Below are 17,052 nucleotides of genomic sequence, written 5' to 3' on the forward strand. Positions count from 1 at the left end.
ATGCCCGATTCGCTCACGGAAAAGTGCATGCGAAGCGCATCATGGTGCTGCACCATCCGATCGAACACGCGCTGCACAATCGCTTCATCGAATCCCTCTTTCCGATAGAGCATCATCGACTGGTTAAACCGGTGCGGATGCTCCATCTGCTGCTCAAAGAAACAGTGCTGAACAGGTAGAAGCGGCACTTCCCCTGCCACGAGCCCTTGGTCGGCGTGACGCGCTACGGATTGCACATGAGGCGCAAGGTCATGGATCGTCGGATAGCGGAACAAATCCCGCATCTCCAGCTGAAGATCGTACTTATGCAGACGGGAGGCCACCTGAATCGCTTTGATAGAATCGCCACCCAGCGCAAAGAAATGGTCATGAATGCCGATGTGCTCGACGCTCAGCACGCCCTGCCAAATCTCGACCAATTGGGATTCGATGTCGCTTCGCGGCGCTTCGTACGCCGCACCTGCGGCCAACTGTACGTCCGGTTCCGGTAATGCGTTACGGTCGATCTTGCCGTTAGGGGTGAGCTGCATCTGGTGCAGGTGCACGAAGTACGCCGGGATCATGTACTCTGGCAACAACGCGGCCAGATGGGCCCGCAGTTCGGCGACAGACCGGGCTTCGCTACTCACGTAATACGCACACAAGTAGGCCTGTCCGCTTTCGTCACGCTTCGCCATGACCACCGCTTCCCGCACCGCTTCGTGTTCCAAAAGCCGCACTTCCACTTCCCCGCACTCGATCCGGTACCCCCGAATTTTGACTTGGTGGTCGATCCGGCCCAGGTACTCGATATTCCCGTCCGGCAGCCAGCGTGCCAGATCCCCGGTCCGGTACATCCGCTCTCCGGGTTCAAACGGATTGGACACGAATTTCTCCGCCGTCAGTTCCGGACGGTTCAAGTAACCCCTTGCCAAGCCATCCCCCGCGATGCACAGCTCGCCCGGCACACCGATCGGCAGTAGCATGTTCTCCCGGTCTACGATGTAAGCGCGAGTATTGGCAATCGGGCGCCCTATCGGAATCGTTCCGCGGTTAACGTCCGCTTCTCCAATCGGATAACAGCATGCGAAGGTTGTACTTTCCGTCGGGCCATAACCGTTGATCAATTGCAATCCTTCGATTTGCATCGCTTTTTTCGCATGCGGTACAGAGACGACATCGCCGCCTACGAGCAGTTGGCGCACTCCTTTTAACCCATGCAGACGATGCTCCACCATGACGTTAAACAATCCTGACGTTAACCACAGAATGGTGATGCCGTATGTTCCGATTTGTTCGGACAGTTCTTCCAGTGTCGTAAGCACCGGCGGCATCAGTACCAACCGGGCACCGTTAAGCAAGCTCCCCCAAATTTCAAATGTCGCCGCATCGAAGGAAACCGTCGATGCCTGTAAAAAGACATCACTTTCCGTGATGCGTACATAGTCCGTTTCCTTCACTAACCGCACTACACCACGATGGACGACGGCTACACCCTTCGGCTGTCCCGTCGATCCAGATGTATAGATCACATACGCTAGATTCTCAGGCCCGCTTGCCGCAGGCAGGTTCGACGTTTCTCCCGCATACAGCGAAGCATCCGCTAGGTTCAGCACAGTTCCTTCGTAAACTTGCGGTACTTTCGGTTCCCCGTATACAAGCAAAAGATCGGCGCCGCTGTCTTCCAGCATGTACGCGATCCGCTCCGTCGGGTACGATGGTTCGATCGGCAAGTACGCCCCGCCCGCCTTCAAAATAGCAAGTATTCCCACGACCATCTCTACCGAACGCTCTGCCATGATCCCCACGAGACTGTCGGCTCCTATACCTCGTTCTCGCAATACTCGCGCCAGTTGGTTCGCCTTCGCGTTCAGCTCCCGGTACGTCAGATGTTCATTCCCGCACACCACCGCTACTGCTTCCGGCGTTCTCGCAACTTGTTCTTCAAACCAGCTGACAATGGTTTTGTCATGTGGATTATCCGCATGACAAAACCGGTTTTCAAACCTAGTATGAATACCGAGCTCGGACGGATATTTCGTTGGGGTGGAAACACTTAGCTCCATTAGGTGTTCCACTTCGTTGAGATCTAACATTTGGACGTCGTTTAATGCTAAGCCGGGATTTCTCATCATATGTTTCATTATTTTAAATAGATGCTTGCCCAACCCCTGTATTTGCTCCAAAGTGATTTTATCCTGGAGATATGTGAATCGCAATCGAAGCGATTCATCTAAGAAAGCAGTTAACGTCAAATCATAATGCGTTCTCTCAATAGATTCATAACTGATAATCTTTACTCTGCCAGTATGCTGGCGCAATCGTTCGTCAAGCGGATAATTTTCCACGACAAAGATTGTGTTAAATAAAGGTTCACCCGTGCCTAACCCACTATACTCGTGAATATTGATAAGTGGAGTTTGCTCGTATTCCATTCGACTTCGCAACAATTCCTCCACTGTGCGGATCCAATGAATGATGTTTTGATTTCCATCCCATTTGAGCCTTAGGGGCAAGGTATTGATGAATAATCCAATTGTGTTTTCGATTCCGTCTATATCCAAATTTCTGCCTGAGACCGTTGTGCCGAAGACAAGATCACAACTCCTGGTATATTTATGAAGTAGTATTCCCCAAGCAGAATATAGGAATGAAGCGAGCGTCATTTCGTGAGCTCGAATGAAACTTTGCACTTCCGCATAGTACTCGCTATCCAACGTTAATATCCATTCACCTGAACCCTTTTTGTACACGCTTGATATGTCCTTGGGAATTTTCAGCATGCTCCGACTGTCGAGCGCATCTAGGTTTTTTTTCCAATAATCGGATTGTTCCTGCCTATCTAGCGATTTCGTCCATCGAATGAACGATTTATACCCCATATGATTAGATATGGGGATAGAGGTTCCCATCAAAAGCGCTTCATATTGTTCAAGAAATGAACCAATTACTATTCCACTACTCCATCCGTCATACAAAATATGATGATGGGTGATGATCATTTCACAAGCATTAGTCCCGAAAGTGCATAGCGTGACCCGCACCGGATCGCACGTAATATCGATTTTTTCAACGGAGTCCTGCGACATTACGATATCTATCATTTCACTCCTCGATTGCTCATCTTCAAGATTCGCAAAGTTATACTTTCGAATGGGGATAGTTTTATTTTTCAAAACTATCTGAACAGGCTTTTCTATCCCTTTATAACGAAATACGGAACGGAGCGCCTCATGTTTTTGAGGCAATTGCTGCCATGCTTGTTCAATTAAATCAGAGTTAATTTCACCGACCAGTCGAAGCTTAAGTTGTACCAAATATGGATCTTCTTCATTACTCATTAAAGAATGATATAGAATTCCCTCTTGAGTGGGGCTGAGCGACCAGATATCATCCACATTCATCTTATCCAGCTTATTAATCATAAATCCAAAGCCCTCCAATTCTTCCTTGCCTGTTTTGCTGCTGTATGTTTCTTTCCTCCATAACCTGCATCTTCGATTGATTTCCAAACCGTCTGCCTGAAGAGATGTTGATTGGGATCCAACAATTCCGCTTTCTTTCGGAGTTAACGAAAGAAAGCGGAATCAAATTTGTCTACTTCCTGCAGAAATGCAGCTTCAATATTAGCGATGTTGTCCATAGGAAAACGCAATGAGTGAAGGGTTTGAACGGCATCGTCATACCACTCAGCAGGCATCTTTCGAATGAAATCGTTCTTGTCACAAATCTTCTTCAAAATAGTCCTAGGGCGTCCGAATCCGCAATATTGAGTAAAACACCGATAATCGCGTTATCCTTAACTTGAAAAGCAGATTCTAGGATTTCAAGATGGCGAACTTTTGTGACTTCTCTCGATTGAAACTTGCTGAAGTCCAACAAGCTATATTCACCTCCCACTTCATTTCATAGCGTTGCATTAACTTAACACAATCAACAAATCATTTTTATAAAAGCAAGTAATCAGATCCATTTAGTTCATATTGTAATATAGAGAGCGGTTAGGCCATCTTAGTTCTTGAGGACTTTTTGGCGACCCTTGGAGCGGTTATTTTACATTTTAGGAATTATTCGTGATTTTTTTGAACAAGAACTTTTATGCAACGCTATTGATTTCATTTGAATTCGATGTCCGGGAACAACTGACGTGTCCCCGTCTCCGCAAACAATTGATTGTATCTCTCGATTCTTTCTCCCGTTGGTACCATCTTGGTCTCAAATACGGATTGAAGCATGGTAAGAGCTTCTTTCATCTGTTCCATGTTCGGTTCCAAACCCGTCCGATCTAGCTCATTTTGAATTTTCAGGACTTTGCGATAGGGCTCAATAACTCCCCTCTGGTATTCATCGTTATTCCAATTTCGATTTCTTGTACAAACAGCGATTGCAATGCACTTGGATACAATGTTCGTCATGGATTTAACGGTGTTAATACCCGAGGGATACTGCGGTAAGATATTTATGTTTCCTGCTTCACCTGTTTTCAATTTATCGCGAAGAGCGTCTATCTCTATTTGGTCCATAGAGAAGACATTCATTTCCGGATATGTTAGAGCAAGCAGCGTGCTAAGAACGTTTAACGGCCCCGCTTCAATTACGGTTGAAATGCCGGCTTCCTTCATTCTGACCATACATTCTATCCATAACACTGGAGAAGTCAGCTGCAATTGGAGCATGTTCACTATATCGCTTTGTTCCCCATAATAACGCCCGGTAACATTGGAAAGAACAGGGTGCTTAGGAGCTTTAAAAGAAAATCCTTTCATAAGTTCAGATAACATGACTGCGGCAGGTTTCATGAGCGGACTGTGAAATGGTGCACTAACCTGCAACGGTATAATCTGGCCTCCTAATTGAAGTATTCGATTTCCTGCTTCGTTCAAAGCACTCCGTTTGCCGGAAATCACAATTTGATCTTTTGCGTTATAATTCGACGGGACAACGGTGTCCATTTCGGATGATACGTCCGCACAAATCTTTTCTATTTCATTTTTGGAAAGATTCTTTACCGCGGACATTCCTCCGATTCCTTGCGGAACCGCTTCTTGCATGTATTTTCCTCGGAAGTAAGCCAAACGGACAGCATCGCTAAACGCAATGGACTCTGCTGCACACAGTGCAGTTATTTCTCCCAAACTATGACCGGCAAGCAGAGTCGGTTTTATTCCGGTTTGTTCGATTAAAGCACTGTACATAATCATTTCGATCGTTAAAATGGTCGGTTGCGTATATACGGTTCTCGTCAGGTCAGCCATGCTTCCATCGATGCAGAGTTTCTTCAAATCAAACCCGATTGCTTCATTCGCTTCCTCAAATAATCTCGATGCGTGAGGCGTCCGTTCCAGCCATTTTTTGCCCATGCCAGAATATTGCGAGCCTTGACCTGGGAAAACAACTGCAATTTGATTCATGACTAGTTCTCCTTATTATGATTTCTTAAATAATATCTCAACGTCACTTTCTCTAATAAATCGGCAGAACTATTAAACAATTCCTCTGCAAATTCCCTCTACAGTTAATGGTGATATAACTGCATGTGATAACAAATCCGGCTGTTGTCCGCTCCACTCCAAATCACAAATCGAATCTTTGTTTGATCGTCGTGAGGTATGGATATCACTTCCGTACACGAATAACGGTTAGGCTTTTCTATCCCTATATACCGAAATACGGAGCAAAGCGACTCATGTGTTTTAGCCAATTGCTGCCATGCTTCTTCAATTAAATCCGAGTTAATTTCACCGACCAGTCGGAGCTTAGGTTGTACCAAATATGGATCTTCTTCAATACTCGTTAAAGAATGAAGACTTTATCTGGAAGTAGAGTATCTTTTTTTCATTTTCAAATGTCTCGATAATACGGTGGTCATTCCTTAGTAAAGGAACGAAATGTCATACATCTCTTTATGCTCGAAAACCGTAACCGGGGTACCTCCTAGATCCATGATCACATCGCGAAATTCATCATCTGGAAGAAGATGAATTGGAGTTTCACGCTCTTTTCTTCGATGCGGCGCCGACCTTCCGGACAAAAACGTCACGACTGGTGTACTGCTTCCTTTGGCAAGCAGACGATGGATAACTTCATATACAATCATGCAACCCATACTATGACCAAACAATGCATAAGGCTCGCTGCCGACTTGCGATAAAATCGTTTTGCAAACTTCTTGGACTGTCTCATCAAACGAATTATAATAGGGGTCCTTTAGTCGTCTTCCTCTTCCTGCAAGCTCTATAGGAATTACCTCTGCGATATCAGCCAACGGTACTCTCCATCCTAAATAAATCGATGCCGATCCTCCAGCATATGGAATACAAAACAGTCTAATCCTTTGTACAGTATCAGCTTCCTTCTCATATGTCTCACTAGCTTATTCCCCAAATATTTCAAAAAGATCTTCTTGTGACAGATCAGCTGAATCAAAATCAGACGGCGTGAATACTCGTTCATTTTTTTGAATACAGTATGCCACAATCTCATCTAATGTCTGCTCGAACTTTGCTATGAATGCGGCTGCTTCCTCTCCTGGAAATATATCATCTGACCGCCGAATCCGAGTGACAAGCCTACCCTTTAGGAAAAAGATATTTACCTCCATGCCAGCGCTCAACGGATGATCAATCGACTGATCCGGTCCGGTATCCGAGTCGAGATCCAACTCAAAATTGCTGAATGTCATGCCTAAATCGAAATTCCCTAAATAATTCACTCGAAATAATGGAGTTTCCTTACTTCCAAAAGCCTGGCCGTTATCCTCTGTTAACCTTAAATATTTTAGCACCCCAAACCTCGTTCCTTTTTGGGGAATTCCCCTCCTTGTCTCCTTCACATATTGAACAAGTTTTCCTAAGGACTCAAAAGCGTTGATTGAGTGAACCTCGAATGGAAACATAACGGTGAACCACCCAACTGACCTTGTTAGATCTATTCCATTTGGCCATGCTTCCCGTCCGTGGCCTTCTATTTCTATTACTGCCTTCTCGCTGTTCAACCAGTTACAAACCGTTACACCAAACGCTGCTAAAATCAAATCCATTGCATCCGTTCCATATATAAAATTGGCTTGTTCAAAACGCTCCATATTCAAGTAATCATGATTGATAATTAAATCCGCATTCATACTAGTCGTACATTTGCTCGTCCAGCCTGGCAAATGTAACAACGGCCTCCAATAGTCCTCTTCTAAAATAATTTCCTTTTCTTGCACAATGGTTTGCAAAACTTTTACAAACTCTTTAACTGAGGTTGTTTTTTGAGGTAGCGATATTTCAAGATTCTCCTCTATTGATGTTATCAACTGATCCAAATCTTCTAATAGTATTCGCCAAGATACGGCATCCACCAACATATGATGAGCGATCAACAATAGTTTAGAGTCAGTCTGCATCCCTCCGTTGAACATGCAAACCCGGATCGGTATATCTTCTGTAATCTTAATGCTTGACTTCAACTCGCAGCTATGTTTATATATGATTTTCTCATTACTTAATGGATTGCAAGACGACAAATCGACAAGTTTGATGGGTAAATTCTTGTCTATTATTTGATTGTTATAAAACATTGAATTACGACTCAGATCATAATTTATCCGAAGACCGTCATGATGAATTAGCAACTTCTGTATCGCCATTTGAAGAATTTCTATAGGTATATTTCTTTTCAAAGTTATCAGACAGGATTGATGATAATAATGCGGTTCAGTAGAATAATGAAACAGAAACCATTTCATCGTAGGAGACAACGGAATATCTCCTTCGTATATCCCCTGAGGAATATGAATTTCTTCATTTATCTTCAAATATTCGATCGTTGCAGCCATCTCCTTGATTACAGGAAATTCAAGTATATGCTTGACTTTGATCAGAAGGCCTTTCTTTTTTAATCTTGTTGCAATTTGAATGGCAACGATTGAATCTCCACCAAGATGATAAAAATTGTCGAGAGTTCCTATATCCTCTTTCTCCATGATTTCACTAATTATTTTTATCAGTTCGATTTCTTTCTCATTACTAGGCGAACCCAAGATCGTAGGAGCGTGATGGACTAGTATCGGCAATGCCTTGCGGTCAACCTTTCCGTTATGTGTTAGTGGCAGCTTACTCATGATGATTATGCGTTGCGGAACCATATACGCAGGTAGCCTCTTTGCTAATTCTACGCGAATTTCTTGTTCATCTAGTAGATATCTACTTTCTCTGATCGTCACATAAGCGTAAATTACAGAGGCTTCTGATTCATCTCTGCCAATAACCACTACTGCTTCTGAGATTCCCTGTATCCTTAAGATCATATTCTCAATCTCGCCCAATTCAATCCGATACCCGCGTACCTTCACTTGATGGTCTACCCGCCCTAGGTATTCAATTATCCCGTGTTCCCTTCGTCTGGCAAGGTCTCCCGATTTATACATCCTCCCCCCAGTGATGAATGGATTCGACAGAAATCGCTCCTTTGTCATCTCTTCGCGTTTCCAGTATCCTCCTGCCACTCCGTCTCCTGCAATATAAAGTTCTCCGACTGTCCCCACAGGAAGCGGTTGCAGATATTCATCAAGAATATAAATTTTCATATTATCAATCGGCAAACCAATAGGTACAGAACCTGTTGTATCCTGTTTAGGATCAAATTGATAAATCATGCAGCCGACAACCGTTTCTGTCGGTCCATATTCGTTATAAATCGATATACTTTGTCCGAATAACCCTATCATTTCTTTGCATATACCAACCTTTAAGTCCTCTCCACCGAGGATAAAGGTTGAGATCTTCGACGCTTGCAGTAGGCTTGGTTCAAGTTCCTTGATTAACGCAAAATGAGAAGGAGTCATTTTTAGAATCGTTACACGTGTATCGCTCAGAATCTCGTAAAATAGATTGTCTCTGCCGGAATCACGAAAAATAATCATTTTGTTTCCATGTACCAAAGGTGTGAATAGGGAAGTTACTGTCAAGTCAAAGGCAAGTGAGGAATAAAGCGCAAATGCTTCATGCTCGTCTCGAATATAAGCCTTGCCTGCCCACCAAATGTAGTTGACCAAGCCTTTGTGCTCTACCATAACACCCTTTGGTTTACCCGTCGAACCTGAAGTATAAATCATGTATGCCAATTCATCCGGTTGAACAGGAATGTTTAAATTGTAATTTTCTTGCAAATAGTTGGCTTCGTCGTTGGTGTCCAAGATTTCACAATCTAACCGTCCAATGAAACGAGCAGGATCATCCGTAATCAGCCATTTTGCACTGGAATCTTGCAATATATCAGCAATTCGTTCCTCTGGGTATACTGGATCGATTGGAATATACGCGCCTCCTGCTTTTAATACCGCCAAAATAGCAATGACTGCATATTCCGAATGGTTAATAATTATGACCACGGATTGACGTTCAGTCATACCCGTACTTCGTAAAGATCGTGCTAATTGGTTAGCTTTTTCATTCAACTCGCGATAGGAAATAACTCTGTCACTGCAAATAATAGCTGGTTTTTCCGGTATACGATTGACCTGAAGCTCAAACAGTTCCGTAATCGATTGATTATTGGGATAAGATGTTTGCGAATTATTAAATTCAAAGATGGCACGGTGAATTTCCAAATCCTCCATTATACGAATGTCGAACAATTGAACATCTGTGGATATTAGCAACTGTTTGACGATCAGACATAAACCGCCAAAAATCCTATCTATGAATGCCTCATCGTAAACGTCTAATCTATAATCGAAATCAAGTTGAATTTGTTGCGTATCCCCCCACTCCTTAACCACCATTTGCAAAGGGTACGTCTGACTACCGCAATTAAACTCAATATTTTCAACTTTCATCCCGGCAAATTCGGTCGGAAGCTTCGTATTATAATAGTTCACAACAATTTGAAACAATCCGTCAATGGGATTTTGATTACTACTTAACTCTTTCAATAGCAAGTTATAAGGAAATTTTTGATGGAGTAATCCTTTTTTAACTTGATAATGAACCAAATCCATCAATTGAGAGGCCGTATAAACTTCGTCAAAGTTTATCAGTATAGGCATTGTGCTCGTAAACATCCCGAACATCCTGCGTTCTGTTTTGCCACTTCTATTCAAAGTAGGATTGCCTAAAACAATTCTTTTCCGTTGGGTGGTTTTATATAAATATAATGCCATTACTGCAATAAAGAAGGTATTGATTGTCCAGTTTTTTTGATTCAGAAAGTCTTTAATCCTAATTGAGAGATCGCGGTCAAGTCCAAAAGTTTTTCTTGCAGCTGCAAACGATTCTAAATTACAAGTATGTTCACGGTCAGTAGTTTCGCCGAACAAGTCCAACCAGTAAGATTTATTTTTAACAAATCTGTCAGATTCCAAATACATTTTTTCGGAATAGAGATAATCTAGATAAGAGGGAGATTCAATTAATTGGATACTACCATCCAACAACAATTGCTCATATGCCTCTCGAATTTGTTCTGTCATGATCTGGATCGACCAGCCATCCGCAATGAGATGATGAAAAATAACGAAATACCCCATTTTTAGTTCATTCAATTTAACGAGAAAAAACCGAAATAGATGTTCGTGTTCAAGTTTAAAGAAACGCTGCTTTTGTTGCATGACCCATAATTCGTATTGTTCCTGAGGGTTTGAAAAAGCAGTAAAGTCTATTAGTGGCAATGGTTCAAACCGATATTCCTTTTTATATTGGCGGACCTCTCCCTCAGTTTCAATAAAAGATAAACATAAGGCATCGTTCCTAGCAATGAAGGCATGGATTGCCTTTTCCAACAAATCAAATTGGACTTGTCCTGAAATAAGAATTGATCCACCAATATTGTGGAGCGGCTGTTCTGGAAATATTCGCTCTGTGTTCCATACACGCTTTTGAGCATGTGTCAACGTATAGTATCTTTTCAATTGATCAATATTGTCATAGGATTTCTCCAACTTTACGAACCTCCTATAGAAATCTGTAAACTCTCATAAGTCCCGTGGAATCGACTCGGCGGAGCCGATAATGGTCAAGAATTAAAGATAACTTGGATTGTCACATAAAAACAAAATTTTTTAAGGGCTTCATAGCGATACTGGGCAGACGTCATTTAGCCTAAAGTTCCGTGAATATGATGTTTATTAAACCAATGCAATTGACTTTCATAGGTACGCCACACTGGAACACTATTCTCGACTGCATATTTCAAAACAGTTACAATATCTATACTTGAACAAAACTGGTTATCAAGACTACGAACAGCACCCCCACCCCAATCACCTGTTTTGTGGATCTTACATACAAAACGTTGATCCTTCCCAAACTCATCCTTGAAAAATTCAAAATACTGCTCTAGGCCATCATAGATTTGACGGGTAACGTTTGTACGAGTAACTATTGAGAACGTATTAAGCTTTACATTATCCCGAATGGTTTTTAAATTTGAAAGAATATGATCAAAGGTATTATTACCGTCAAGACCTACTCTTGTTAAATTGTGCGTTTCAGCAAGTCCATCTAATGAAATTTGATATCCAAATACCATAACAGGCTTGCATCTTTTTAAAGGTATCAAGTGAAAGTTATACCCCGTTTGTAGTCATTGTGGCAGCATACTGTACTTTATTTTCATGACATATTCTAACCATTTTCCTTAGAGAGTCTCTCTACAATAGGTACTGCTGTAAGCGGCTCACCACCAAACCATTCAACGTGCAGGCGTGCATATTTCTTAATATTTTTTCTTATGTAGTTATTAATTCCATTCTGTACAGACTCTTTCATAAAGTTTTTGCTGAATGATTCATAGCAATACGTACACCTGAAATTGCAGTCTTCATTTGGTAAAATGATTAGAGACAGAGTCCCCTCTTGAGGAATCGTCTCTTGGTGTACCATATCTGCTCTACGAAATTCGTCTGATGAATTGGATACAAAAAATTCTCGTTCGAATAGAAAGCCAAACAAATCACTCTCTTGCTCAGTTGCGTCTGGATTTTTGAGAACATCTCTTACTGACCCATTAGCATGGGACGGAAACTGAACAAGTTTCTTTGTATAGGTATTGAATAATATTAATTGTCCCTCCTTTCCCTCTGAAAAAATATTAAACCTCGATGCCTTATAACCATTTAAAATCTGTTTTCTCTTAATGGTCCCTATATCGCCTTTAGCTATCAACATATTCGCATTCTCCTTAAGCGCATATTATACGGAATAACTACCCTCTCCATCCTCTTTCCTCGTAATCACTTTCAAGAATGCGACGCCATTCGCTAAGATTTGAATATGCAGCAATCCTTCCATTCCAACGAATCGCATTTAATATAGATTGAACATACCTAGATTCATTTTCAATTAATCCAGGTATTTTTAACATGATCTTCGTTAAGATCTCTTTGTCCCTTGTTATATAATATTTAATGATCATATTTCGAATGGCCTTCGCAGTATTCATAATCTCTAATGAAAGCTCTTCATTAACTTAATATTGTCCCTTGAGAAATCTTGCAAGCAATAGCATGCATTGTTTATGTTCAAACAAGACGTGGAAGGGTAATAGTGAAAGATTCTTATCACTTAACATCAGTGATTCTAAATAGGCTAATAGAGCTCGCTTGGCCCTTCATGCCGCGCTTCGTCCCGGCAACACCCACTCGTCTACCGATGCAACGGCGTTTGTGGAACGGACTCTGTCGCTTTTGGAATCACGCAAGGTGCTTACACCCGTTTGACAAAGGGTTTGGCGAAGAAGTCTTCTACTCGCTTTTCGAATCTAGGGGTATCGGCTATGTGGGTAAGCTCAAAACGGCTGCAAGAGCGAGTGCGCGAATGCCGGGATTGGAAGCGGTACGCCGAAGACGATTGGATCATCGAAGGCATCACACTGCTGCTGTACAAAGCGACCTCCTGGGACAAGCATCGTCGGGTATGTGTGATCCGCAAAGCCAAGCGTTTTGCCGGAGATCAGCTGCTATTGGATCAGCCGGAGCTGTACTGGGAGTACGATATGGACTGTTCTTCGAAAACGAGTAGGGGATAGTAGCTTTTGCGCCCCCGCTTATGGGCATTGCCCCCCACTGCTGCGCCTTCCTGGTTCCCGTAGACGGTTTCCACTGTGGAGTCCAGATCCAGAATGGACCGCTCGGGCAAGCATGGGGAGAGGAGCTGGATATTCAGGTGTTGCAGCTCGGGAAGAACCAGCGATTTCACGTCTCAGATCCGGGTTAGCTCCTTGTACAGCAAGGAATGGTGACGCCATCTTCCTCCGAGAAAGCGTTGCAGGAGAGGATCCTGTTGGATAGTCCGAAAATGAAACAGCCGCTGACACCCAACCAGCCCGTGATGAGATACAGTAAGACCTGTTGAAGGGAAAACAGAGAATGAGCCGCTTTGACGCAGGACAGGTTGAAAACGATTGACTGAGTTGGATGCGCTCCAGGAAATCCAGCCAGACTTTGCTTCCGACCAGAGGGATTCCGTTTTGTAGCGAAAACTCGCACTTGATTTTTGCGGTAGATTTGATAGACTTCACCTTAAAGGTGCTCCTCTCTTTAGGTGATGTGTTCTCGATAAACAGCTATTCTACTCTACCAAAGATTCAGGAGCATTTTTACATTTTTCATAGAGCTATGCTTTCGAAATTCGGGTTCAATTAAAATGTTCTCATTTATTTCAAGAATAATTTGAATTTATGTGTGACTTTATCAATTAGTTCAACATCAACATATCTTGACATTTTTTCTTCACCTCATTCTATTCTTTAAATCCCTCTTTGTATCCAGTTAGCGTTAATTCTATAATTTTTTGAATATACCTTTAATATGAAGGATATCCATTCTTGAATTCAAATAATTAGTGAATCAACAAACCTGGTAAACATCAATTCTTTCTAAATAGTTCCAGTACTTTCCCAAGAGCTTCACTTTCAATCAATTCTAGATCTCTTAATCCATTGATGACTTTAATATAAACGCTTTTCTCAACATGCACATTGCTTTTCAATATCAAATTCCTTAAAATAATTGCCTTGTTAGCCATTTTCTTGTAATTCATGATAGTTAATTCTACATTATTGAGATGACCATTTTCAGATAAATATTCAAGTCGCTTAACCATCATATTTTTATGTTCCCATAATATATGCAAACTCCTAATTTTTCCAAAATCATTAATTTCCACTTCTTCACTTAGCAAAGAGTAATAATAAATTAAGTGTTTATAAGTTTTTAGTCCATATTCATTATCGGCATTAATGTAATTCAAGCTATCAGTATGACTTTTAGAGTAATAATAAGATAGAATTTCGTCCTTAAAAACTTCTTCACTAAAATTGTAACTGTGATTTGAATTAAATTTCATTAAATAAATATTATCTTTAGGAGTTAAGTTATTATTATACATATTAATTATAGATTTATATGAGTTGATGAAATCATAGAAGTTAATTTCGTTATGTCCATATACCCCATGGCTAAATCCAGTCAAAAAAAGAACTTTCTTCTCAAAATCATATCCATAAATAAAAATATGATGAGGATAATTTTCTTTTAAATAACTATCTTTCCCTGGTATGAAAAACTCATCGACTAACATTACAACATAATATCCACTATCAATTGAGTATTTCAAAAATGATAATATATCATGATTCAGACCATTTAAAAAATCAACATCTATAGAAGTTGTAGATATAAATGGATTATTCGTAAATTCATTTCTTTCTCCACGATAGAAATTGAAATTAAACTCTGATTTTTTCTCGTGAAAATTTTTATTTACTTTAACTTGAATGAAATTGGTATAAAACCACGGAAGGGTTTCGTTATATCCCATGGTTATAGATAACGTGTATGGCCATCTCAAAAATCCTAGTAATGGAGGATTATAAACTGGTAAAATACTCTTCATTTTTACCTCCGCTTTTAAATTTACTACTTCCCTAAATCTTGTTTGGAATAAAACGACAATTATATAACCATTAAATAGTAAAAAAACAGTGCCTTCAGTTTGGAAAATGTTAGTACCCCTGCAAACAAAACCGAAAGGCAACAACTCTCATCGGCGTCTCACGCAGTTGCGAATGATCGTTTACGTCGCCTCTAAAGTGTGAGTCAGCAAAACATCATTAAAGTTGTTTGCGATAATAAGAAATTCCTCCTTGATAAGTTTAGTCGAAATAAATGTAAATTTCCTTTACATACATTAAAATGTATGTAAAGGAAATTTACATTTATTTTCTTAGTGGAGATCCCGTCAGGAACGTATATTAATACATTAGATCGTACCTCCAAGCTTGCCTTAACTCTATCCTGTATAGCATACTATATGATGCTTTTATTTCATTTCTTCCATGTACAGCATATAGTTTGATCTTTGGATAAATTTAGTTGTCCGATACGCCTGTTGATTATCCATAATAAGTAACTATACTAGCCAATAATCACTTGAAAATCTGTAAATGTGAAAAGCCGATAGTATCTCTGCGGATAGATGATCCGATTAGGGCACGTGGTGGTGGTGTCATCGCACGCTCGTTCCTTCATCCAGCCAGCCCTGTTCACGAATACGACGTTCCAACATGGCTGTTTGACTCCAATTTTCTCTGCTTCAGCATGCTCTTACGACTATGCAAAGCTCCAGCCAAATTGACTGGAGCTTGTCTAAGAAGGCTTTTTATCTTGTATGCCTTAACAAATTCTCTTTACAATATCCTCTGCACGATTCTGTACAGGAGCTGTCCAGTGACCATACTCCTCCATCTTGCTCTCAAGCCATTGGATGAATTGCGGTGTAGTCATAGCATTCAGCTCTACACGGTTTTCCTGTAGCCAGTCTTCCCATTAATAATTGATATAACTGGCCGTAGGTCGATGACGGTTACTCCGCTTAAAGCTTTCAGCCTGAAGCCCCATAGCTACTGCTTCTTCAGGATCAAGTCCCAAATTAATATAAGATACGTTGCTCCATTTCGTCTGTGGTCACGGCTTGATCCAAAATCACCTTGGTTCCTATGTTGGATGCCAACTCCAATTTCACATTAAAGGTATCTGTCGTTAGCAAATAGGAAGCTTGTGAATCTTTAATAATATAGTCCAACTGATACCTCGTTGTGCTCTCATGCAGGAGGGTATAGGTTGCTCCCAGCTTCGAGGCGGCAAAGTTCGATGAGACGAGAAACCTACAATGGGGCAAAAGCATTATTATTCGGTCGCCTACACGAACGCCGCAGGACTGCATATATGTGGATATACTGTTCCTCTCTTGGGTTAGCTGACTGTAAGTAAAGCAGCCTTCGTCTGTAATTAAAGCTGCTTTGTGCTGATATTTTTGCACCGGTTTTTCTAGCACATCACATAATCGTTTCAATTCAGACGCTCATTCCAGTAATTAACAATTATCTAGATGATTTAACTACGCGCTATGTAATATTGACTCCCTCTTGTTTAAAAAAGAATGATCAAAGCGTGCAGCCTTGGTAAAAAAATCACTGCTCATGTTTATTTAGGATCATGATACGCCCGACTTGATATTCTCCATTCAATTAGCTCAACGGTGGCGAAACATTCATATAACAGCTCTTCGTCATCGAATGTGATTTCAAATTCTTCCTCCAATGCAACGATCAAGAAATGAATTTTATTGAGTTTTATTGAATTTAATCCAATATAAACCAATCTATCGCAAGGCTAAATCTCCAAATTATGTCTATGAATACCTTGAATAATTTGAATAATCTTGTTCACCGGATACTTGTTTCATTACCCTTGTCCTCCCCTCGTTTCATGCACAGATGTTTGCGAAATTCACTTGGAGAGAAGCCGTAATATTTTTTATAGTAGCCCGAAAATTGAGAGCTCGAGATGTATCCGACGTATCTGGTAATTTCGCTATTCGTCAGATCGGATTTTTCTAAAAGCTCCCGTCCTTTTTGTACCCGAATTTCGAAAGTAAGCATCCACAAATCATCTAAAGGGCTCTACATTAAGGGATTTCTTGCTAAAAACAGCATGCACCAAATGGGTGAAGGAAAAAGAGGGTTCATCTCTTGTTCTATCTGGATTTGTTCAATTCACTTTCGAAATTTAGGTTAAAGTATGTTTAC

At 41.1% G+C, this 17,052-nt stretch carries 11 protein-coding genes and 1 pseudogene; 1 reads left to right on the forward strand and 11 read right to left on the reverse strand.

Annotated elements, in window-relative coordinates:
- From NLX74_RS23860 to NLX74_RS23890, 7 genes are all read right to left on the reverse strand, one after another.
- Positions 1 to 3,404: non-ribosomal peptide synthetase (locus NLX74_RS23860; protein ID WP_254330639.1), on the reverse strand; the 3,404-nt coding region annotated here is incomplete at its 3' end.
- Positions 3,405 to 4,094: 690 nt separating this feature from the next.
- A complete protein-coding gene (fabD, locus tag NLX74_RS23865) occupies positions 4,095 to 5,390 on the reverse strand; it encodes an ACP S-malonyltransferase (RefSeq protein ID WP_044649004.1) in 1,296 nt (431 codons plus the stop codon).
- Positions 5,391 to 5,494: 104 nt separating this feature from the next.
- On the reverse strand, positions 5,495 to 5,749 hold the full coding sequence (locus NLX74_RS23870; protein WP_254330645.1) for a hypothetical protein: 255 nt from the start codon (positions 5,747 to 5,749) through the stop codon (positions 5,495 to 5,497).
- Positions 5,750 to 5,851: 102 nt separating this feature from the next.
- Entirely contained in the window at positions 5,852 to 6,310 is a 459-nt protein-coding gene (locus NLX74_RS23875) for a thioesterase II family protein (protein ID WP_367997061.1), read from the reverse strand.
- 42 nt (positions 6,311 to 6,352) lie between these two features.
- The gene (locus NLX74_RS23880) at positions 6,353 to 10,903 is read right to left on the reverse strand and encodes a non-ribosomal peptide synthetase (protein WP_254330651.1); all 4,551 of its coding nucleotides are present in this window, start codon (positions 10,901 to 10,903) and stop codon (positions 6,353 to 6,355) included.
- Between the two features lie 155 nt (positions 10,904 to 11,058).
- The gene (locus NLX74_RS23885) at positions 11,059 to 11,523 is read right to left on the reverse strand and encodes a hypothetical protein (protein ID WP_254330653.1); all 465 of its coding nucleotides are present in this window, start codon (positions 11,521 to 11,523) and stop codon (positions 11,059 to 11,061) included.
- Between the two features lie 65 nt (positions 11,524 to 11,588).
- Positions 11,589 to 12,131: a 4Fe-4S cluster-binding domain-containing protein gene (locus tag NLX74_RS23890; RefSeq protein WP_254330654.1), complete on the reverse strand. Its 543-nt coding sequence runs from the start codon at positions 12,129 to 12,131 to the stop codon at positions 11,589 to 11,591.
- A 425-nt stretch (positions 12,132 to 12,556) separates the two neighbouring features.
- Between NLX74_RS23890 and NLX74_RS26060 the strand changes: the two are divergent.
- A pseudogene (locus tag NLX74_RS26060) lies at positions 12,557 to 12,897 on the forward strand (transposase); the annotation flags it as partial.
- 111 nt (positions 12,898 to 13,008) lie between these two features.
- Here the strand turns inward: NLX74_RS26060 and NLX74_RS25750 are convergent.
- The 4 genes from NLX74_RS25750 to NLX74_RS25950 form a co-directional block, all read right to left on the reverse strand.
- Positions 13,009 to 13,209 carry a hypothetical protein gene (locus tag NLX74_RS25750; protein WP_302058719.1) on the reverse strand — a complete coding sequence of 67 codons (201 nt, stop codon included), beginning with the start codon at positions 13,207 to 13,209 and terminating at the stop codon, positions 13,009 to 13,011.
- A gap of 620 nt (positions 13,210 to 13,829) precedes the next feature.
- Positions 13,830 to 14,858, reverse strand: a complete 1,029-nt coding sequence (locus tag NLX74_RS23905) for a hypothetical protein (RefSeq protein ID WP_254330658.1) — start codon at positions 14,856 to 14,858, stop codon at positions 13,830 to 13,832.
- Between the two features lie 1,035 nt (positions 14,859 to 15,893).
- Positions 15,894 to 16,316: an AMP-binding protein gene (locus NLX74_RS23910; RefSeq protein ID WP_254330665.1), complete on the reverse strand. Its 423-nt coding sequence runs from the start codon at positions 16,314 to 16,316 to the stop codon at positions 15,894 to 15,896.
- Between the two features lie 373 nt (positions 16,317 to 16,689).
- On the reverse strand, positions 16,690 to 16,905 hold the full coding sequence (locus NLX74_RS25950; protein WP_367997060.1) for a helix-turn-helix domain-containing protein: 216 nt from the start codon (positions 16,903 to 16,905) through the stop codon (positions 16,690 to 16,692).
- Positions 16,906 to 17,052 lie beyond the last annotated feature (147 nt).

It is taken from the genome of Paenibacillus sp. MZ03-122A (assembly GCF_024213325.1).
GTDB classification, from domain to species: domain Bacteria; phylum Bacillota; class Bacilli; order Paenibacillales; family Paenibacillaceae; genus Paenibacillus; species Paenibacillus polymyxa_B.